Source organism: Streptomyces sp. NPDC053541, from assembly GCF_044544705.1.
Taxonomy (GTDB): Bacteria; Actinomycetota; Actinomycetes; order Streptomycetales; family Streptomycetaceae; genus Streptomyces.
Map to the genome: position 1 here is coordinate 268,544 of NZ_JBITXM010000011.1, position 18,510 is coordinate 287,053.

Here is an 18,510-nt window from a genome sequence, read left to right on the forward strand (position 1 = left end):
GCGGCGCCGCCGGTCAACCCGGTCAATACCGCGGTCCGCACGCGCCGCCTGCGAGGATCGTCCGCATGCTGCAAGTGTGTGTGAACGGCTCCCACAACCGCGACGAATGCCCCTGGCTGCCCCTCTCGCCGGCCGAGTTGGCGGAGGAGGCCCGCGCCGCGGTCGCCGCCGGCGCCGAGGACGTCCACCTCCACCCCAAGCTGCCCGACGGCACGGACACGCTCGACCCCGACGTCGTCGCGGAGGTCGTCCGGTGCGTACGCGCCGCGGTCCCCGGCGTCCCCGTCGGCGTCACGACCGGCGCCTGGGCCGTCCCGGACCCCGCCGAACGGGCCCGGCTCGTCCGCGCCTGGACCGTCCTTCCGGACCACGCCTCCGTCAACTGGCACGAGAAGGGCGCCGACCTCGTCGCGGAAGCCCTGCTGGAACGCGGCATCGGCATCGAGGCCGGCATCTACTCCGGCACCGACGCGGCCGCCCGCTTCCTCGACTCCCCGTACTCCCGGCGGGTCCTGCGCGTCCTCGCGGAAGTCGTCGACCCCGACCCGACGACCGCCCCCACGACCGCCGCGACCCTCCTCGGCGCGCTGAGCGGAGCCCGCCGCCCCCCGATCCTCCTCCACGGCGAGAACGGCGGCGCCTGGCCGGTCCTCCGCCTGGCGGCGACCCTCGGCCTGCACACCCGCATCGGCCTGGAGGACGTCCTCCACGACGCGGACGGCACCACGGCGACCGGAAACGTCCCCCTGGTGACGTCCGCCAGGGCGCTCCTCGCCGCGGGCGGCGGGGCCTGACCGGGGCTGCGGGACCACGCCTTTCCGAGGCGGGGACCGGCTTCCTAGAATGATCACCGCCGGTGGGCCCCGGACAGCCCGGGGAAGCACCGGCGGTGAAGACGCTCGGGGGGGAGCGGACATGACCACGCACGTACACGAACGGCCGTCCGGCCGGAGAACCGCGCGCCGCACGGCCCGGGCGGGCGCGGTCCTGGTCGCCCTGTGCACGCTCCTCGCCGGCTGCGGCATCTCGTGGGCCGAGGACATGGACGTCGCCTGGGACACCCCCGTGGACCGCAAGGCCGAACCGCAGGGCGAGGGCGCCTGGTTGTCCGGCGCCACCCTCGTCCACAGCCGCTTCGACGCGGTGCGCGGATACGACGCCTCGACCGGCGAACGACGCTGGGAGTACGCGCCGCCCGGCCGCTCGGCGGTCTGCCACGCCACCGCCGACACCGGCGCCTCCGTCCTCGTCCTCACCCGCGACGCCGACGGCGCCTCCGCCTCGGCCAAGGGCAAGGCCTGCGCCACCGTGGTCGCCCTCGACATGCGGAACGGCCGCGAACTCTGGCACGGCACCCACTCCGCCACCGACCCCGGCTCCTTCAGGCTCCAGCCCCCGGAGGCGTCCGCCGGCGCCGGACTCGCCGTGTTCCCGAAGGACGACGACCTGAGCGCCGTGGACGTGCGCACCGGCAAGCCCCGCTGGAAGGCCGCCCTCCCCAAGGGATGCGTGCCGGGCCGGTCCGCCGTCGCCGCGCACCGGGTCGCCGCGCTCCTCGCCTGCGGCGGCACCGACAACCCCTGGGGCGACAAGGTCCCGAGAGAGGCCGAACTGCACGTCGCCGCCTTCTCCCCGGCCACCGGCGCGCTGCTGTGGTCCGCCCCGCTCGGCGGTCGCACCGTCGTCCCGTGGGACACGAGCGCGGCCTTCCTCGCGGCCGAGCCGGTCGTCGTGGCCGCGTCGAGCTCCGGGGACTCCGACTTCGGGGCGTACTACTCCTTCGGCGGGAACGGGCGCCCGAACCCACCCATCGACTTCAGCGGTTCGTACGGCGAGATCACACGCGACAGCCGGCTCACGGCGGTGGTCGACGACACCCGGCTCTACGTCGCCCCCCGCCACCGGGTACGGAACAGCCGCCTCCAGTTCCGCCTGACGGCCTTCGACCTCGCGACCGGCTCACCCGTCTGGGGCGGCACCCTCGACGACGACCGCCTCGACGGCGACACGAGCGGCGAGTTCCTCCTCCAGGACGGCGAACTCACCGTCCTGGCCTGGTCCAGGGGTGAGGCCCGCCTCCACGTCCTCGACCCGGCCACGGGCGCCCGGCGCGAACTCTTCGACCTCCCCGACGACGTCGACCTCGCGGACGCGATCTTCACCCACCAAAACCCTCGTCGTCGCCCGCTACGACGCCTACCAGCACCCCTACCGCCCCTTCACGGCCTACGAACGCGACTGAGCGCGCCCCGCGCAGAGGTACGGGGCCCTCGGGAGGTGGCGACCCTCGACGCGCCAGCCGCGGCGTTCACCGCGTACGACCTGCGCGTCGAGACGGCCCCGGGCGGGATCACGGCCACCTGACGACGGCGGCGCCGAGCTGACCGGCTCCCGGGGCGTGCGCCTCACCACTGGCGGTGCACGGTCGCCTTGTCGCCCGTCACCAGGGTGGCCGGCGGGACGTCGTCGGCCACGACCGCGCCGGCCGCGATCACGGCGTCGCGGCCGATGGTGACGCCCGGCAGGATCGTGGCGCCGGCGCCGATCCAGACGTTCTCCGCCACGTCGATGGGGGCGCCGGTGAGGTAGTGGCGGCGTTCCTCGGGGTCGACCGGGTGGCCGCTGGTGATGAAGGTGGCCTTCGGGCCGATCATCACGCGCCGGGCGATGCGGATGCCCGCGTAGTCCAGGAAGGTGCAGTTCTGGTTGATGAAGACGCGCTCGGCGAGGTCGAGGTTCAGTCCGTGGTCGGTGTAGAAGGGCGGGTAGATCGTGACCTTCGGCGGGAGGGGCTTGCCGAGGATCTGCTCGAAGAGCGCCGCCTTGCCCGCCTCGTCCTCGAAGGGGAGGACGTTCAGGCGGGAGGTGAGCTCCGTGACCCGGAGGACCCTCTCGGCCATCGCCTGGAACTCGGGGCTGTGGATGCGCATGAGACGCGGGACGGGCATGCCGCGGTCCTCTCCGTGTACGGGCGGGCGGCGCCCGCAGGGGTGTGTGGGGGACGGGTCGGGCCCGTACGGCGGTCAGGCGGGGACGCCCGCCCGCTCCAGGACGCCGGCCATCTCCTCCACCGGGAGCGCCGGGTTGGCGCCGGCGCTGGAGGCCAGCTCCGGTATGTGCAGGGCTTCGCGGAGCCGGGGGAGCGGGAGGCGCGGGTCGCCGGCCGCCGCCTGGCGGGTCCAGACGGCGGGGTCGTGGCTGAGCCGTTCGATCAGGGCGGGTGTGGCGGCCGGGTCACGGACGGCCAGCCGGCGGTGGGCCCCGTCCGGATGGTCCGCGTAGCGCGCCGCCAGCCCCTCGCGGGGGAAGCGGGGGTGCGACTCCGCCATCCAGGCGGAGAACGTGCCGCCGAGGCGCCCGTACACCCGCAGGAGGACGTCCTCCGGCGTGTCCGGGTGGTGGACGCCCAGCAGGTCCTCCACCACCGGGTCCCGGGTGTCCGCGAGCAGGCGCAGGAGTTCGGGCGGCAGGTGGGGGCTCTGGGCGGCGGCGCGCCGCAGCAGCGGATGGGCGGAGGTCGCGGCACGGCGCAGCACTTCGGGGTCGGCCGCCCCGTCCCGTACCCACTCCACGTCCCCCCGGGCGAACTCGCCGACCGTGAAGGCGATCCGCATGCGCCGCGTCTCGTCCAGTTCCGGCCGGAGGGAGACCGCGAGCCGCACGTCCTCGTCCGGGTCGACGGCGAGCCGCTCCACGAGGTCGGCGGGCAGCGAGGGGTTTCCGGCGAGGTCGGCCGGACGGGTCCGTTCGGCGACGAGCCGTTCGGCGTCGGCGCGGTGGAGGAGCCCGTGGCGCAGCGCCTCGACGGCGGATTCCGGGTCACGGAGGAGTTCCGCGGTGAGATCGGCGTCCCGTCGGCACTCCCGGAGGGCCGCCGCGCGCCGTACGGCGGGGTCGTGGTCGGCGAGCAGCGCCGCCCGCTCGCCCGCCGGCAGCGCCGCCCACGCGCGGGTGGCGATCCGCCGCGCCGCCGGATCGCGGTGCGTCGCCAGGGAGGCCGCGAACGACGGCGTGAGATACGGGGAGTTCAGCAGCGCCGTGCGGACGCTCGGGTCGGGGTCCGCGAGCAGACGGGCGCACACTTCGTCCGGCAGGGGCAGGACGTGCGTACGAGGGGCGTGCCCGTCGGGTCCGTGGGCGAGGGCGGCCCGCACCCGGGGGCAGGGGTCGTCCGCGAGCCGGGCGCGCTGCGCCGGGTCGGCCCGGGTGCTCGTCGCGAACTCCACCCGGACGCCGTGCAGCGGGTGCGCGAGGATGCGTGCCACGGCCGCCTCGGGAAGACCGGGCCGCTGGACGGCGAGGGCGAGCGCGCGGGCCACGACGCCGTGCGCGGCGCCGTCGCCGGTGCCGTCGAAGGCCAGCAACCGCAGCAACAGCGGTGTCGGCAGTGCCGGATTGCGGGCGACCCCGTCCAGTGCGGACGCGTGGTGCGCGACCATGATTCCTTCCCCCTCCGTCACGACCGGCGGTGCGGGTCCGCGAACAGCGGTGGCCGGGCGTCTCCACCCGATCATGCACGCTGCCGGGCCCCCGCACCGCATCGCACCGATCCGCCGACCCCGTCGCCGGGTCAGGGCGGGGTGAGGGTGTCGAGCCGGGCGGCGAGCTCGGGATGGGTACGGGTCAGGTGCGGGCGCGCGGCGGTCAGGGGCGCGATGAGGTGCGCGGGGTCGTCGTGCGCGAGGGCCGCGTGGAGGTCGCCGAGCGGGCGGCGGGCCGCCCGGGGCAGGTCGGTCAGCGCGGCGATCTCGCCGGCGAGGCGACGCAGGTCGGCGGCGTTGGTCCGGGCCCAGGCGGCGGTGCTGCGCTCGGCGGCCCGGGCCTGGCGGGTGGCGTTCACGCGCTGTTCGCCGGTGGTGCCGGCGGGTCCGGGGCGGCCGCGCAGATAGCGCCGTTCGGCCGCCTGGCGGCTGGCGACCCCCAGGGGGTGGGCGAGGTCGGCCCAGCTGGCGCCGGCGTCCCGGGCGGACTCGATCAGACCGGTCTCCCACCCGGCGAGCTGCTCGCGCACCTGCCGCAGCAGCAGCAGGGAGGCCAGCGCCTGCTCCGGGCCGGGAGCCGGGCCCGCGGGGGTGTCCGGGGACTCCCGCCGGGCGTCGCGCAGGGCGTCGTCGATGGCGTGGAGGGCCGCGGCGGCGGCGAGGAACGACGCCGGGCCCCGGTCGTTCGTCCCGGCCGTGGGCCGTTCGTCGGGTGTCGTCACGGGTGCCTTCCTCGATGGTCGTCGTATGGACGACATCTTGTTTGTCATCCGATGGATGACATGTTACAACGGTGTCAGTGAGGCGCATTGGCAGTCATTGCCCGAACCGCTGGAGGTGTTTTCACGATGTTGATGCGCACTGACCCCTTCCGTGAGCTGGACCGGCTGGCCCAGCACCTGACGGGCCCGGGCACGTGGTCCCGCCCGGCGGTGATGCCGATGGACGCCTACCGCGAGGGCGACGAGTACGTGGTGGCCTTCGACCTCCCGGGCCTCACGGCGGACGCGATCGACATCGACGTCGAGCGGAACATGCTCACCGTCAAGGCCGAGCGACGGCCCGTGGCGAAGGCCGACGACGTGCAGATGGAGCTGTCCGAGCGGCCGCTGGGCGTTTTCTCCCGGCAGATCGTGCTCGCCGACACCCTCGACACCGAGCACATCCAGGCCGACTACGAGGCGGGCGTGCTGACGCTGCGCATCCCGATCGCGGAGCGCGCCAAGCCCCGCAAGATCTCGATCGGCGTCGGATCGAATCGCAAGGAGATCTCCGGCTGACAACGGCCGGACGGGTGCGGAGGGCGAGCTGTCTCCCCTCACCCCGCCCTCCGCACCCCCCTGGGCAGTCCGAAGAAGAAGGGGTGGCGGCCGACATGACCCTGCGAAGCGAAGCGTTCCTCGACCGGGTCCAGGAGCGCGGCGCCTACGACACCGTGGCGGAAGCCGAGCGCGCGACCCGCGTGGTGCTCGCCCTGCTCGGCGCGCATCTGGTCGGCGACGTGCGCGCGAGACTCGCGGCGCGCCTGCCCGAGCAGTTCGCCCTGATCCTGCTCAACCCGCTGCAGAGTGCCGAGCCGCTGAGCCCGGAGCGGTTCGTCCGGGCGACCGCCGCGTGGATCGAGGGCGCCACCGCCGAGACCGCGGCCTGGGACGTGAGCGCCGTGCTCTCCACCGTCGCCGACACCGCCGACGAGGACCTCATGGGCCAGATCCTGCTCCAGCTCCCCGCCGGCTACGACCTGCTCTTCGGCCGCCCCCAGCCCACCTGACCATCCCTCACGCCGGCGCCGGGGCACCGGCCGCCGGCCACAGCGAGAAAGGCACACCACCCCAGTGATCTCCGACCGGCACGCACCGTCTGGGCCGTCGCACGAGGCGTCGTACGAGAACGCGTACGGGACGTCGTACGGGGCGGCGTACGAGCAGATGCTGGAGAAGGTCCGTTACGAGGGCGCCTACCCCACCCGCGAAAGGGCCGACGAGGCCGTGCGCCTGGTCCTCGCGGGGCTGGGACGCCAGCTGACCGGCGACGAGCGCGTCGACCTCGCCGCCTGCCTCCCCCTGGAAGCCGCCCGCGTCCTGACCGCGCAGATCCCCGACACCCAACCCCTGACCGGCTGGGCCTTCGTCAAGGACCTCGCCGCCCGCGCCGGCGCGTCCCTCGCCACCACCCGCTGGGACACCGGCTCCGTCTTCTCCGCCGTCGCCGCCCACGCCGGCCCCGAGCTGACCGGCCGCATCCTGCGCCAACTCCCTTCCGGCTACGCCCTGCTGTTCGGCCAGGCCGAACTGACCCCGGCCGCCTAGGCTCTCTCTCCCCAGCCGGCGCCGTACGTGCCCGGGGCGGTCCCGGCGCGGCCCGCGTCCGCCGCACCGCCGACCGCCCACGGGCGCCCTCCCCGCGGCGGGCGACGCGCCCCGCAGGGCCGTGACCGCCGCGGACCGGAGGCCGGCCAGGGCGTCGACCACGGGGCGGGAGGCCCGGGCGTCCGGCGGCTGCACCGACGCCGACAACGTCGAGCGGGTGCCGAGGGGCCGGTTCGCCGCGCCCGGCGACATCGCCCAGGCCGTCGCCTTCCCCGCCGACCCCGCCCGCAGCGGCTTCGTCACCGGCATCGCGATGCCCGTGGACGGCGGCTGGACCGCCGACGCGAGGCGGAACTCGCTCCGTCTGCGCAAGCGCTGAGCGAGCGCACGGAAACAGCCGGGGGCGCCCCACCGCTCACGGCGTGGGCTCCTCCGCGGCGGGTTCGCCCGGGCGCGGCCCGAAGGGGTTGTCGATGACGTACCGCCAGCGGCCGTCCGGGCCCCGCCGGGCCACGTCGGTGGCGGTGCCCTCGACGTGCACCGGCCGGCCGTCCCGGCCGGTCCCGTCGATCACCCAGTCCACGATCAGCAGGGCCAGGTCCCCGTTGCGGTAGACGTGCCGCGGACGGACCTCGATGGGGACCCCGAGCTGCTGCAACCGGTGGTTGGCGGCGTGCAGCTCCGGGCCCGTCACGGGAGTTCCGGGCCGGGGGACCAGCACCGCCCCGTCCTCGTAGACCTGGGCCAGCGCGGTGGGGTCGCCGCTGTTGAAGCGCTCGGCGAACACCGCGGGCACCTCTTCGGGCCGTTCGGCCAGTTCTCGCGTGATCGACGTGATCGACATGACAGACAGACGTCCTTCCGTGCCGGGACAATCGGGTGCCCACACGCTAGGAGGCGATCTCGTGACTCACCGAACGGTTGGTCACCCGGCAGGACTGCCCGACGACCCGCACGCGCGCGTGGCGACGCCCACTCCCGCCTGTCCGGTGGAGATCACGCTGGCCGCGCTGCACGGGCGCTGGACCACCCTCGTGGTCCGCGAACTGCTCCGCGGCGACCGCTCCTACAGTGAGCTGCGCACCGCCCTGCCCGCCCTGTCGGACAAGGTGCTGTCCGAGCGGCTGGCCCAGCTCGGCGCGGCCGGGGTCGTGTCACGCGACCGCCGCCCCGGCTGGCCCCCGCGCGTCCGCTACGCCCTCACCCCGCGAGGGCGGCGGCTCGGCCCGGTCCTCCAGGCCCTGTGGGACTGGGGCGCGGAGGCCCCGGCGCCGACCGGCTGACACCCGGTCGGCCTGCGGTCGTACGGGCCCGTTCACTCCGTGCGCAGGGCCCGGGCCGTGTCCGTGCGGGCCGCCCAGGCGGCCGGGAGCACGGCGCCCGCCGTCGCGACGAGGACCCCGGCGAAGGCGAGGCCGACGAGCAGCGGAGCGCCGTACACGTCCAGGTCGGCCGGCGGGATGGTGGTGCCGACGGCACGGCCCATCGCGGGCATGACCGCCCGGTGCAGGGCGACGCCCAGCGGTACGCCGACGGCGCCCGCGACAAGGCCGACGACGCCGACCGGGGCGAGCACCCGGACGGTGGTCTGGGCCGGTGTCATGCCGAGGGACTTGAGGATGCCGAGGTCGCGCACCCGGTCACGGGTGTCGAGGACCACGGTGTCGAAGACGCCGAGCGCGGCGACGGCGACCAGCATCAGGGTCAGCAGCGCGATCAGGGCCTGCATCGCCAGGATCACGCTCGACTTGGCGGGTTCGGCGGGCTCGGCCCGCGCCCCGATCGGCCGGATCGCGGCGTCGAGCCGGGCCGCGACCTCCTCCGCGCGGGTGTCGGCGTCCCCTCCGGAGCCCGCGCCGGCGCCGGTTCCGCCACCGAGCACCACCTGGAACTCGGAGGGCAGGAAGCGCAGTCCCAGTGCGGAGACGGACGCGGCCGGGGTGCGCAGGGTCATGCCCTGGCCGCCGAGGTCGAAGACCTCGCCCACGATCCGCAGACGTGCCGTGCGGCCCTGTTCGGACAGGGTGAGGACGTCCCCGACCGAGAGCCCGGTGGTCCGCAGGAAGCGGGTGGGCGCGACCGCTTCCCCCGGAGCGGTGAACCAGCGGCCGGATACCATGGTGTGGCCGCCTTTCGAGGAGTCTCCCTCGTATCCCACGAGGACCGTGCCGCCCTTGAGTCCCGCGACGCTCACATGGGCCCGGGCGGTCCGGTAGAAGGTGCCGTCGCCCGCGAGGCCGGCCCGGAGGGCGGCGGCCACCGCGGCCGGGTCGGCCGGTTCGGTGTCCGTCGGCGACGGCGGGCCGCCCGGAAGGGCGAGCGTACGGACGGTCACGTCGGCCGCCGAGTCCGGGTCGCCGTCCGTCTTGACCGCGACCAGGGTGGAGCCGAGCCCCAGGGCGAAGGTGACGGTGAGCGCGCCCAGGGCGACGGCGGCGGCGGTCGTCGCCGCGCGGGCCGGCCGTGCGGCGATCCCCGCCAGGCCGAGGGCCGCGGGGCGCGGCAGGGGCAGCCGGCCGAGGAGCCGGCCCGCCCACCGCGCGCCGCCGCCGCGTGCCGCCCGGCCGGGCCGGCCCGGGCCGAGCACGTCGGCGGTGCGCAGCCGGGCGGCCCGCAGCGCCGGACCGTACGCGGCGGCGGCCACGACCAGCAGGACACCGGCGGGTACGAGGACGTCGACCCACACCGGGATCAGGATCTCCGCCGTCCCGTACGTGGTCGCCAGCTCCGCCATCACGGGCACGGCGACGCCGTTGCCGAGCAGCACGCCGAGCACGGCGCCGACGGCCGCGGGGAGCAGGGCCTGGGCCACGAAGGCCCGGCCCACCTGGAACGGTGTGAAGCCGACCGCCTTGAGGATGCCGATCCGCCGGGTCGCGGCGCCGACCACGCCGCTGACGACGATCCCGATCACCAGTACGGACAGGGTGAGGCCCAGGGCGGCGAACGCGGTCACGAACGGGATGAACGCGGCCGTGTTCTCCTGGGCCGTCCGGCGCACGTCCAGGTAGGACTGCGCGCCGGCGACGGCACCCGGCCCGACGGAGGCGGCGACGGCGGCGCGCCCGGCGTCGACGTCCGCGGCGGTCGCCGACCGGTCGAGGCGGTACAGCATCTGGAGGTCGGGCCGGCCGGCGCGGGCGCCGGAGAGGGCCGGCAGCTGCCCGGGCACCACCCAGGCGTCGGCGCTCTCGCCGACGGACTCGGCGATCCCGACGACGGTGAGGTCGATGTCCGACCTGCCGTCCGGCGCCTGTTCCGCGCCGTGCGACCGGCCGTCGGGCGCCTGCCCAGGGCGCTCCGCCGTGCCGCCCGGGGACTGGCGGGCCGTCAGGACGGTGCCCGTACGCATGAACGGGAGCTGCGAGCCCTTCTCCAGGACGATCTCGCCCGGCGCGGTCGCCCAGCGACCCTCGACGAGCCCCACCCGGTCCACGGGCGTGTCGGCGGACGCCCGGCCGGCCACGGTCATGGGCGGGGGCGCGAAGCCGGGCGGCGCGCCGTCCCCGTACAGGCGCACCGAGGCGACGGCGAAGGGACCGGCGGCCTCGGCGAGACCCGGGGCCCGGGCGGTGGCCGCGGCCTGCTCGGCGGTCACGGCCGAGCCGTCGAACTGCACGGTCAGATGGGCGCCGTGCTGCCGCCCGAAGGCCCGGTCGAAGGGCTGGTGCGAGACGACGAGCAGACCCACCGCGAGGACGGCGGCGGCCACCGAGAGCAGGGTGGTGAGCACCATCACCGCGGTCTGCACGCGGCGCCGGGCCACCCCGGCGCGCACCACCCGCCCCAGGGCGGTCCCGCGAGGCTCCCCGGTGTTCCGGCTCATCGGGTCACCGTCCCGTCGGACACGCCGTCGCGCGCGGACACGCCATCGCGGTCGGACACGCCGTCCCGGTTCGTCACGCCGCCCCGGTCGGACACGCCGTTCCGGTCGGTCCGTTCGTCCCGGTCCTTCCGTTCGTCCCGGGTGATCCGCCCGTCCATCAGCTCGACGGTCCGGGTGGCGCACGACTCGGCGAGGGCCAGGTCGTGGGTGACCAGGACGATCGTCTGTCCGTCGGCGTTCAGTTCGCGGAGCAGTTCGCGCACCTCGGCGCCGGACGCCGAGTCGAGGGCACCGGTCGGCTCGTCGGCGAGGAGCAGCGGCGGACGGTTCATCAGGGCACGGGCCACGGCGACGCGCTGCCGCTCGCCGCCGGACAGCCTGCCGGGGTGCGCCGCGGCGCGCCGGGCGACGCCGAGGTGGCGCAGCAGCGCGTCGGCGCGGGCGGCGGCCTCGTCGCGCGGCAGCCCGGCCAGCTGGGCGGGCAGCAGCACGTTGTCGCGGACCGTGAGGTCGTCGAGGAGGTGGAAGAACTGGTGCACCATCCCGACGTGCGAGCGCCGGTAGCGGGCGGAGGCCGTCTCGCTCATCGCGTCGACGCGCAGGCCGCCCACGGTCACGGTGCCGGTGGTCGGCCGGTCGAGCCCGGCGAGCAGGTTGAGCAGCGTCGACTTCCCGCTGCCGGAGGGGCCGATGACGGCGAGCGCCTCGCCGGCCCCGACCCGCAGCGTGACGTCACTCAGGACGGCCCGGTCGCCGTCGTACGTCCGGCTCACCTCGCGTACGTCGATCAGGCGCCGGCCGGGATCGCCGGCCGTCTCGTCGCCGGGCTCGTCGCCGGGCTCGTCGTCGGTCACGCCGGTCATGCCGCTCATGCGTCCTCCAGGGGGCGTCGCGAGGCCGCGCCGGGCGGCGCTCGGTTCGTGCGGGATGTCCCGGAACGCTAGGCGCGGGCCCGGCCGGTGCGCGTCGGCCGCGGTGACGAAGATCGGTACCGCGCCGGGCGGACGCCCGCGGGTGTCATCCCCGGGATGTACGCCCCACGACGACGGGCCTGCGCCTCGCGGCCGATCTTCCGGGCCGGCCGGCTTGGCAGACTGGGCGGATGCGCTGGAAAGAGGCAGTCGCGGGCCTGACCCGCTGGTCGTGGGCGGCGGACGGGCTGCTCGCCGTGGGACTGGCCGCGGCCACCGTGGCCGGGGACCTGAACCGCTCGTACGTGGAGCTGCGCCCCGACGCGGGCGAGGCGCCCGTGCGGCTGCCCGATCCCCCGGCCCTGCCGGAGCTCCCGGAGTCGGGGCTCCCGCCCGTACCGCGTCCGGTGCCGGCCGTGGAGCACACGCTCGCGCCGGCCGAGCCGTGGGAGTGGGCGCTGGTCCTGCTGACCGCGCTGCCGCTGGCGCTGCGCCGCCGCTTCCCGCTCGCCGTGTTCTGGGCGGTGACGGCCGCCACCGTGGCGCTGAAGGCGTGGGGCGATCCGGCGCCGGACGCGATCACGGTCACCTTCGCGTCGGGGCTGGTCGCCGCGTACAGCGCGGTCGTGCACAGCCCGCACCGGAAGGCGGCCGTCGCCTCGCTGCTCGCCGGGGTGGTGCTCTACCCGGCCCTGCACCTGGTGCCGGAGGTGACGCCGGGCCTGATCCCGCTGCTCGTGCTCCTGCCGGTCGGTCTCGCCGCGCAGGTCGTGCACACCCTGCGGCGGCGGGCGCGGCAGCTGCGGGAGCGTCAGGAAGAGGCGCTGCGCCGGGCCGTGGCCGAGGAGCGGGCGCGGATCGCGCGGGAACTGCACGACGTGGTGACCCACAACGTCAGCATGATGACGATCCAGGCGGGCGCGGCGCGCAAGGTCCTCGACACCGCTCCCGAGCAGGCCCGGGAGGCGATGCGGGCGGTGGAGGCGGCGGGGCGGACGGCGATGTCCGAACTGCGCCACGTGATGGGGCTGCTGACGATGACGGCCGAGGGGCCGCCGACGGGTACGGGGGAGGAGCTCGCCGATCTCGACCTGGCGCCGCAGCCGGGCCTGGACCGACTGGAGGAGCTGGTCGACCGGGTGCGGGCGACCGGGGTCCCGGTCGAGCTGACCGTGTGCGGCACCCCCGTCGAACCGCCGGGCGGCGTGGGGCTCGCCGCCTACCGCGTGGTGCAGGAGGCGCTGAGCAACGCGGTACGGCACGCGGAGGGCGCGCGGGTCGCGGTCACCGTGACGTACGCGCCGCGGGAACTGCGGGTGGAGGTGCTCGACGGCGGCGGCCGGACCCGGGCGGGCGCGCCCGAGGGCGGCGGCCGCGGCCTGATCGGCTCGCGGGAACGCCTGGCGGTGTACGGCGGTACGCTGCGGGCGGGCCCGCGTCCCACCGGCGGCTGGCGGGTGCGGGCCGTGATCCCGCTCGCGGCCGCGCCCGTGACGGCGGGCCCGGAGTCCACGACGGAGGGGTCATCGACCATGGGGGAGGGCGTGTGAGCGAGGCACCCCGGGTGGTGATCGCCGACGACCAGGCACTGGTGCGCACCGGCTTCCGGATGATCCTCGCCGCCGACGGCATCGACGTGGTCGCGGAGGCGGCGGACGGCGACGAGGCCGTGGCCGCGGTCGCCCGCACCCGCCCCGACGTGGTCCTGATGGACGTCCGGATGCCCGGCACGGACGGCCTGGAGGCCACCCGCCGCATCCTGGGGGACCCCGGCGGCGGCCCCGTGCCGCGGATCCTCGTCCTCACCACGTACGACCTCGACCGCTATGTGTACGCCGCGCTGCGCGCGGGGGCGAGCGGCTTCCTTCTCAAGGACGTCACTCCGGAGCACCTGGCGGCGGCCGTGCGCCTGGTCCGGGAGGGCGACGCGCTGCTCGCCCCGTCGATCACCCGCCGGCTGGTCGAGCGCTTCGCCTCACCGGCCGCCGACCCGGCCACGGCCCCGGTGCACGGGGACCTGGCGGCGCTGACGCCACGGGAACGCGAGGTGCTCCAGGCCCTGGCGCGCGGCCGGAGCAACGCCGAACTCGCCGCCCGCTTCCAGCTGAGCGAGGCGACGGTGAAGACCCATGTGGCCCGCATCCTCTCCAAGCTGCGGCTGCGGGACCGTGCGCAGGCGGTCGTCGTGGCGTACGAGACGGGTCTGGTCGCGCCCGGCTCGGGCGCCGGCCCGGCGGAGCGCTGAGGCCGCCGCACCGTACGAACGTACCGACGCCGGGCGGGAGGTCAGACGACCGCGAGCCGCTCGACCAGCAGCCGCACCCGTTCCGCGGCGAACTCGGCGGGCAGGCGGCCGGCACGGGTGAGGGTGGCCAGTCCGTGCAGGGCGGCCCAGAAGGTCTCCGTGAAGACACCTGGGTGGAGGGCGTCGCCGGCGACCTCGCCCAGGGTCTCCATCAGGGCGGCGAAGGCGTCCTTGAGGGGCGCGGGAGTGTCCTCCCGCGCGTAGGCGAGGCCGCCGTCGAGCTGGAAGAGCGCGTCGTAGACGGCCGGGTTCCGTTCGGCGAAGTCGAGGTAGGCGCGGGCGAGGGCGGCCACCCGCTCGCGCGGGCCGTCCGCGGCGGCGGCCGCGGCCCGCACGGCCGCGGCGAGCTCGGTCGCGCCCTGGAGGGCGACGGCGCCGATGATCTCGCGCTTGCCCCGGAAGTGGCTGTAGAGGACGGGCTGGCTGTATTCGATGCGCTCGGCGAGCCGGCGGGTGGTGACCGCGTCCCAGCCCTGCTGCTCGGCGAGTTCGCGGGCCGTGGCCACGATGAGGCGCTCGCGGTCGGCCCGTTCGCGGGCCTTGCGTTCCTGTACGGACATGCCTGGAATCCTAGCACCGCTAGACAACCGAGCGGCAGCAGTACTAGCGTTGCCTCAACAGCTAGCAATGCTAGAAATTCGGAGGGATCGCCATGCTCAACGCACTCGAGGTCATCACCACCGTGAGCGTCGGTCTGATGGTGGGGGTGGAAGGCGCCGTGGCCTTCGTCATGAACCCGATCTTCAGCGCGCTCCCCGACGACAGCAATCAGCAGGCCCGCTCCCACGGAGGCCGGATGCTCGGAGCCCTGATGCCGTTCTGGTACATCGGCTCGCTCGTCCTCGTCGCGATCTGGGCCGTCGCCGCGTGGAGTCAGGAGGGCACCGGCCTCGTCGTGACCGCCGCCGGCCTGCTGATCACCAGCGTGATCATGTCGGTCCTGCTCCTGGTCCCCATCAACAACCGCGGCAAGAACTGGACCCCGGAGACCCGGCCCGCCGACTGGAAGGAGCAGATGAAGCGCTGGGACCGCTACCACTACGCCCGCGTCGCCGTCATCGTCGCCGCCTTCACCCTGCTGGTCGCCGCCCTCGTCTGACGCCTCACTGCCCGGCCGGCGCGCCGTGCGGTCGCTGACGGGTGGAGGCGCTCGCCGCGTACGGCGACACGCCGACGTGCCGGCCCACCACGGCTCCGTCGCCACCGCGCTCGGCGTCCACCGCCTGACCGCGACGCTCCTGGTGGCCAACGGCCTGCTGACGCTCCGCGAGCCCCGCGCGTCATAAGAATTCTTATGGCGCTCCGGATGACGAGGGATGATGGGTGATGGAAGGTGGGGTTGTCCCCGACAGCCGCCGGACACCCCATCCCGACGGCACGCGGTCCGCCGCGTACCTCACCTTTACCCGAGAAGGTCAGACCTGCTCATGTCGAAGATCCTCATGGTCGTCTCCGCCGCCACGACGCTGCCGCTCGCCGACGGCTCCGCCCATCCGACCGGCTACTGGGCCGAGGAGGTCGCTGCCTCCCACCGCACGCTCACGGAAGCCGGGGCGACGGTGGACATCGCCACCCCGGCCGGCGCCCGGCCGACCGTCGACGCGCTCAGCCTGAGCGAGCAGGGTGGCGTCTCGGCGGCGGACGCCGCGGAGTACGAGGCCTACCTCGCGGGCATCGCCGACGAACTGGCCGCCCCGCTCCCGCTGTCCGGCGTCACGCTCGAAGGCTACGACGCGATCTACGTCCCCGGCGGCCACGCCCCCATGGCCGACCTCGCCCAGGACGCCGACCTCGGCCGGCTGCTGAACGAGGCCGACGCCCGGAACATGCCGGTGGTCGCGCTGTGCCACGGCGTCGCCGGCCTGCTGAGCGCGACGCGGGCGGACGGCGGCTTCACCTTCGCCGGGCGCTCGCTCACCTCGTTCACCGACGAGGAGGAGAACCAGGGCGGCCTCGGCGCCAACACGCCGTACTTCGTCGAGTCCCGGCTGCGCGAGCGGGGAGCGCTCGTGCGCACCGGTGCGCCCTGGAGCAGCACCGTCGTCGTCGACGGCAACCTGATCACCGGCCAGAACCCGCAGTCCAGCACCGCCACGGCCGAGTCCCTCCTCAAGGCCCTCGCCGTCTGATCAGGACCGGCCCTCGCCAGGGGAGGCACCGCCGGCGTGCCGGTGGTGCCTCCCCGCACTGAGCCCTGACACCGCACGCAGCACATGCCGGTGACCGGCGTCCGGGGCGAACGAGAGAAGGAAGAGACGCGTGCCGAGCCTGGACCTGCTGGCCACGTTCCTGGAGATCTACCGCGCCGGCTCCCTCTCCGCCGCCGCCCAGAAACTGGGCCTCACGCAACCCGCCGTCACCGGCCAGCTCGCCCGCCTGGAAGAGCGGATCGGCGAGCCCCTGTTCATCCGCTCCCGCCAGGGCGTCACCCCCACGCCGCGCGCCGCCGCCCTGGCGGCACGCGTGAGCCTGCACCTGGACGGCCTCCGCGACGCCCTCGGGTCGACCGAGGCCGAGCCGGCCCTGCGCGGCACGGTACGGATCGGAGGCGCCGCCGAGATCATGACCCTGCGCGTGCTGCCCACCCTCGCCCCGCTCACCGGCCGGGGACTGAGCCTCCGGGTCGCGCTCGGCCTGGCGCAGGACCTCCTCGCCGACCTGGCGGCCGACCGGCTCGACCTGGTCGTGTCGGCCGTCCGGCCGACGCAGCAGGCGCTGCTCGCCGTACCGCTCGTCGACGAGGAGTTCCTGCTCGTCGGCCCGCCGTCGATGGCGCACACGGTCGACGCCGAACGACTGCGCACCGCCCCGGCCGAGGCCCTGTCCGCGCTGCCGCTCGTCGCGTACGGCGAGGAGCTGCCGATCCTGCGCAGGTACTGGCGCAGCGAGTTCGGGCACCGCCCCGCCAATCCGGTCGCCCTCGTCGTCCCCGACCTGCGCGCGGTCCTGGCGGCCGTCGAGGCGGGCGCGGGGATCTCGGCGCTGCCGCGCTACCTCGCCGAACCGGCCCTGGCCGCCGGCCGGGTGGTCCAGCTCCACCACCCCGAGGCGCCCCCGCTCAACACCCTCTACCTGGCGACCCGTCGGGGCGCGCCCGGCAACCCGGCGCTGACCGTCGTGCGCGAGCGGATCGCCGGGGCGGCGGCCGCGTGGGGCGGCGTCTGAGGCCGTGAGGGCGTGAGGCCCGCGCGGCCTACGGCTTCGGCAGGACGCAGCCGGCGCGGTTCAGGTCGAACGCGTTGCCGGGCCCGATGCAGGGGACGAGGGTGTATGTCTGCTGGGCGTAGTTGATGCCCTGCCGGACGGTCACGGCACCGTTCTCGTCGACCTCGCACGGGTTGTTGACCGTGCAGCTCTCGCCGCTCTCGTTGCCGGTGTTGTTGACCGCGACGACCTTGCCGGTGGCCGTGTCGATCACCGGTGAGCCGGAGGTGCCGCCGATCGTGTTGCAGGCCGAGGTGTAGCGGACGGAGTCCTTCCAGGTCCAGCCGCCCTCCTTCAGACGGTAGACGAACCCGTCGACGCCGCAGCTGTAGATCCGCTTCCAGTAACCGGAGACCACCTTGATCGTCGAACCCTGCGTGGGGTGGACGTCGTTGAGGGTGAGCGCGTTGATGCCGTACTGGCTGCGGATCTGGTCGTACGTCTGGGTGAGCTGGTAGACCGATACGTCGGTGTCCGTCATCGTGGCGTACGCGATCTTTGCGGCCCGGAGCGTGCCGACCTTGGAGCCGGCGGAGTTGAGCAGCGAGAAGGTGCGGCTGGACCGCTGGTCCTTGACGACCTGTCCGGGAGCCGGGAAGCCGGTCTCCAGGCAGTGCCCGTTGGAGAGCACGAGCGCGGGGTCGCTCGGCAGGGAACTCGGCGTGCGGACGACGGAGCCGGAACAGTTGCTGAGCGCGACCGTCCCGGCGAAGTCCACGGCGGCGGGCGCCACGCCCGCCGCCCGTGCTGCCGCGTCCCGCGGCGTAGCCGCGACGGCGGGGGCGGTCGCCGCCCCGGTGAGGAGCAGCGCGAGCAGCGTGCCGACGAGAGGCTTCTTCATGTGGGGGTTCCCCTCTGATGACTGCGCGACCGAAGATCCTTCGGTTGTCATGCACATTCTCGAAAGGTCGGCCCCCGGCTCGCAAGAGGGCCTGCGGTATCGACGGCGGGGCGCGCCGCCCGGTGCGCGGCCGACTCCTGCACCTCAGGCTGCCGGGGGCCCCGGATGCCCGCGCACCACAGGGACGGGACGGGTCTCAGGCCCATCCTTCGTCGAGGTGAACCGTCCAGGCGTCTCCCACTGCCCTCCGCAGTTCGACCAGGGCCGCGACCTCGGCGATGACCGCCGGGGCGTCGGACAGGCGCAACGGGGAGGCCGGGACGTCGTGGCGGATGTAGACGGGCAACTCGCCGTCGCACCTGAAGGCGTGAAGCGGTGGGGGAGACGTGCCGAACCATGAGGGACGGTTCTCCTCGGCCCATTCGACCGCGGAGTCGACGCGATCCAGCTGCGCCAGCAGATGCTCCGGAGCGGGCCCGTCGGTGAACTGGACGAGGAAGCCCTGCGCGTCCACTGCCCACCAATCCCACGCGTGTCCACGTCGAGGGTGCCGCAGGACGGTCGTCATGCCGTCACTGTATCCAGACCGGACAAGGCCGTTGCGGGCGATCCGCAGGCAACGGGCTGGGCACA

21 protein-coding genes are annotated in these 18,510 nt (G+C 75.0%); 12 read left to right on the top strand and 9 right to left on the bottom strand.

From position 1 onward, the window contains the following. The first annotated feature begins 65 nt into the window (after positions 1–65). Positions 66–794: a 3-keto-5-aminohexanoate cleavage protein gene (locus tag ACIGW2_RS27855; protein WP_399846731.1), complete on the top strand. Its 729-nt coding sequence runs from the start codon at positions 66–68 to the stop codon at positions 792–794. Positions 795–915: 121 nt separating this feature from the next. Then, positions 916–2,364, top strand: a complete 1,449-nt coding sequence (locus tag ACIGW2_RS27860; protein ID WP_399846732.1) for a PQQ-binding-like beta-propeller repeat protein — start codon at positions 916–918, stop codon at positions 2,362–2,364. A gap of 41 nt (positions 2,365–2,405) precedes the next feature. On the opposite strand, the gene ACIGW2_RS27865 is transcribed toward ACIGW2_RS27860, so the two are convergent. From ACIGW2_RS27865 to ACIGW2_RS27875, 3 genes are all read right to left on the bottom strand, one after another. Then, entirely contained in the window at positions 2,406–2,948 is a 543-nt protein-coding gene (locus tag ACIGW2_RS27865; protein WP_391655540.1) for a DapH/DapD/GlmU-related protein, read from the bottom strand. 75 nt (positions 2,949–3,023) lie between these two features. Continuing rightward, complete coding sequence (locus ACIGW2_RS27870) at positions 3,024–4,439, bottom strand: Mucin-2 (RefSeq protein ID WP_399846733.1); 1,416 nt, start codon at positions 4,437–4,439, stop codon at positions 3,024–3,026. Positions 4,440–4,570: 131 nt separating this feature from the next. Continuing rightward, on the bottom strand, positions 4,571–5,203 hold the full coding sequence (locus ACIGW2_RS27875) for a type III effector protein (RefSeq protein ID WP_399846735.1): 633 nt from the start codon (positions 5,201–5,203) through the stop codon (positions 4,571–4,573). A 126-nt stretch (positions 5,204–5,329) separates the two neighbouring features. On the opposite strand from ACIGW2_RS27875, the gene ACIGW2_RS27880 reads away from it, so the two are divergent. From ACIGW2_RS27880 to ACIGW2_RS27895, 4 genes are all read left to right on the top strand, one after another. Beyond that, a complete protein-coding gene (locus ACIGW2_RS27880; protein ID WP_361581510.1) occupies positions 5,330–5,761 on the top strand; it encodes an Hsp20/alpha crystallin family protein in 432 nt (143 codons plus the stop codon). A gap of 95 nt (positions 5,762–5,856) precedes the next feature. Continuing rightward, positions 5,857–6,252 carry a DUF2267 domain-containing protein gene (locus tag ACIGW2_RS27885; RefSeq protein ID WP_391655543.1) on the top strand — a complete coding sequence of 132 codons (396 nt, stop codon included), beginning with the start codon at positions 5,857–5,859 and terminating at the stop codon, positions 6,250–6,252. 157 nt (positions 6,253–6,409) lie between these two features. Beyond that, on the top strand, positions 6,410–6,790 hold the full coding sequence (locus ACIGW2_RS27890; protein ID WP_361582152.1) for a DUF2267 domain-containing protein: 381 nt from the start codon (positions 6,410–6,412) through the stop codon (positions 6,788–6,790). Between the two features lie 121 nt (positions 6,791–6,911). Beyond that, complete coding sequence (locus tag ACIGW2_RS27895; protein WP_399846737.1) at positions 6,912–7,169, top strand: hypothetical protein; 258 nt, start codon at positions 6,912–6,914, stop codon at positions 7,167–7,169. Between the two features lie 36 nt (positions 7,170–7,205). Here ACIGW2_RS27895 and ACIGW2_RS27900 read toward each other — a convergent pair whose 3' ends face one another. Then, positions 7,206–7,634: a YybH family protein gene (locus ACIGW2_RS27900; protein WP_391655545.1), complete on the bottom strand. Its 429-nt coding sequence runs from the start codon at positions 7,632–7,634 to the stop codon at positions 7,206–7,208. Between the two features lie 61 nt (positions 7,635–7,695). On the opposite strand from ACIGW2_RS27900, the gene ACIGW2_RS27905 reads away from it, so the two are divergent. Further along, a complete protein-coding gene (locus tag ACIGW2_RS27905) occupies positions 7,696–8,073 on the top strand; it encodes a winged helix-turn-helix transcriptional regulator (RefSeq protein ID WP_399846739.1) in 378 nt (125 codons plus the stop codon). A 32-nt stretch (positions 8,074–8,105) separates the two neighbouring features. Here the strand turns inward: ACIGW2_RS27905 and ACIGW2_RS27910 are convergent, their stop codons facing one another. Together ACIGW2_RS27910 and ACIGW2_RS27915 are read right to left on the bottom strand one after the other, a co-directional pair. Further along, entirely contained in the window at positions 8,106–10,616 is a 2,511-nt protein-coding gene (locus ACIGW2_RS27910; RefSeq protein ID WP_399846740.1) for an ABC transporter permease, read from the bottom strand. Continuing rightward, positions 10,613–11,488: an ABC transporter ATP-binding protein gene (locus tag ACIGW2_RS27915; RefSeq protein ID WP_399846741.1), complete on the bottom strand. Its 876-nt coding sequence runs from the start codon at positions 11,486–11,488 to the stop codon at positions 10,613–10,615. The genes ACIGW2_RS27910 and ACIGW2_RS27915 overlap by 4 nt, the downstream gene beginning before the upstream one ends. Before the next feature lie 230 nt (positions 11,489–11,718). Between ACIGW2_RS27915 and ACIGW2_RS27920 the strand changes: the two genes are divergently transcribed. Together ACIGW2_RS27920 and ACIGW2_RS27925 are read left to right on the top strand one after the other, a co-directional pair. Next, positions 11,719–13,077, top strand: a complete 1,359-nt coding sequence (locus tag ACIGW2_RS27920) for a sensor histidine kinase (RefSeq protein ID WP_399846742.1) — start codon at positions 11,719–11,721, stop codon at positions 13,075–13,077. Continuing rightward, the gene (locus tag ACIGW2_RS27925; protein WP_399846744.1) at positions 13,074–13,772 is read left to right on the top strand and encodes a response regulator; all 699 of its coding nucleotides are present in this window, start codon (positions 13,074–13,076) and stop codon (positions 13,770–13,772) included. Before ACIGW2_RS27920 ends, ACIGW2_RS27925 begins: the two co-directional genes overlap by 4 nt. 41 nt (positions 13,773–13,813) lie before the next feature. On the opposite strand, the gene ACIGW2_RS27930 is transcribed toward ACIGW2_RS27925, so the two are convergent. After that, positions 13,814–14,392, bottom strand: coding sequence for a TetR/AcrR family transcriptional regulator (locus tag ACIGW2_RS27930; protein ID WP_399846745.1), 579 nt, complete (start codon positions 14,390–14,392; stop codon positions 13,814–13,816). Between the two features lie 92 nt (positions 14,393–14,484). Here ACIGW2_RS27930 and ACIGW2_RS27935 point away from each other — a divergent pair, with 92 nt between their 5' ends. The 3 genes from ACIGW2_RS27935 (at position 14,485) to ACIGW2_RS27945 (ending at position 16,997) form a co-directional block, all read left to right on the top strand. Continuing rightward, positions 14,485–14,931, top strand: a complete 447-nt coding sequence (locus ACIGW2_RS27935; RefSeq protein ID WP_399846747.1) for an anthrone oxygenase family protein — start codon at positions 14,485–14,487, stop codon at positions 14,929–14,931. A 328-nt stretch (positions 14,932–15,259) separates the two neighbouring features. Further along, positions 15,260–15,961, top strand: a complete 702-nt coding sequence (locus ACIGW2_RS27940; RefSeq protein ID WP_399846749.1) for a type 1 glutamine amidotransferase domain-containing protein — start codon at positions 15,260–15,262, stop codon at positions 15,959–15,961. Positions 15,962–16,091: 130 nt separating this feature from the next. Next, positions 16,092–16,997 carry a LysR family transcriptional regulator gene (locus ACIGW2_RS27945; RefSeq protein WP_391655554.1) on the top strand — a complete coding sequence of 302 codons (906 nt, stop codon included), beginning with the start codon at positions 16,092–16,094 and terminating at the stop codon, positions 16,995–16,997. Positions 16,998–17,025: 28 nt separating this feature from the next. Here the strand turns inward: ACIGW2_RS27945 and ACIGW2_RS27950 are convergent, their stop codons facing one another. After that, on the bottom strand, positions 17,026–17,877 hold the full coding sequence (locus ACIGW2_RS27950; RefSeq protein WP_399846752.1) for a serine protease: 852 nt from the start codon (positions 17,875–17,877) through the stop codon (positions 17,026–17,028). A 196-nt stretch (positions 17,878–18,073) separates the two neighbouring features. Continuing rightward, the gene (locus ACIGW2_RS27955; RefSeq protein ID WP_399846753.1) at positions 18,074–18,445 is read right to left on the bottom strand and encodes a hypothetical protein; all 372 of its coding nucleotides are present in this window, start codon (positions 18,443–18,445) and stop codon (positions 18,074–18,076) included. Between the last annotated feature and the right edge of the window lie 65 nt (positions 18,446–18,510).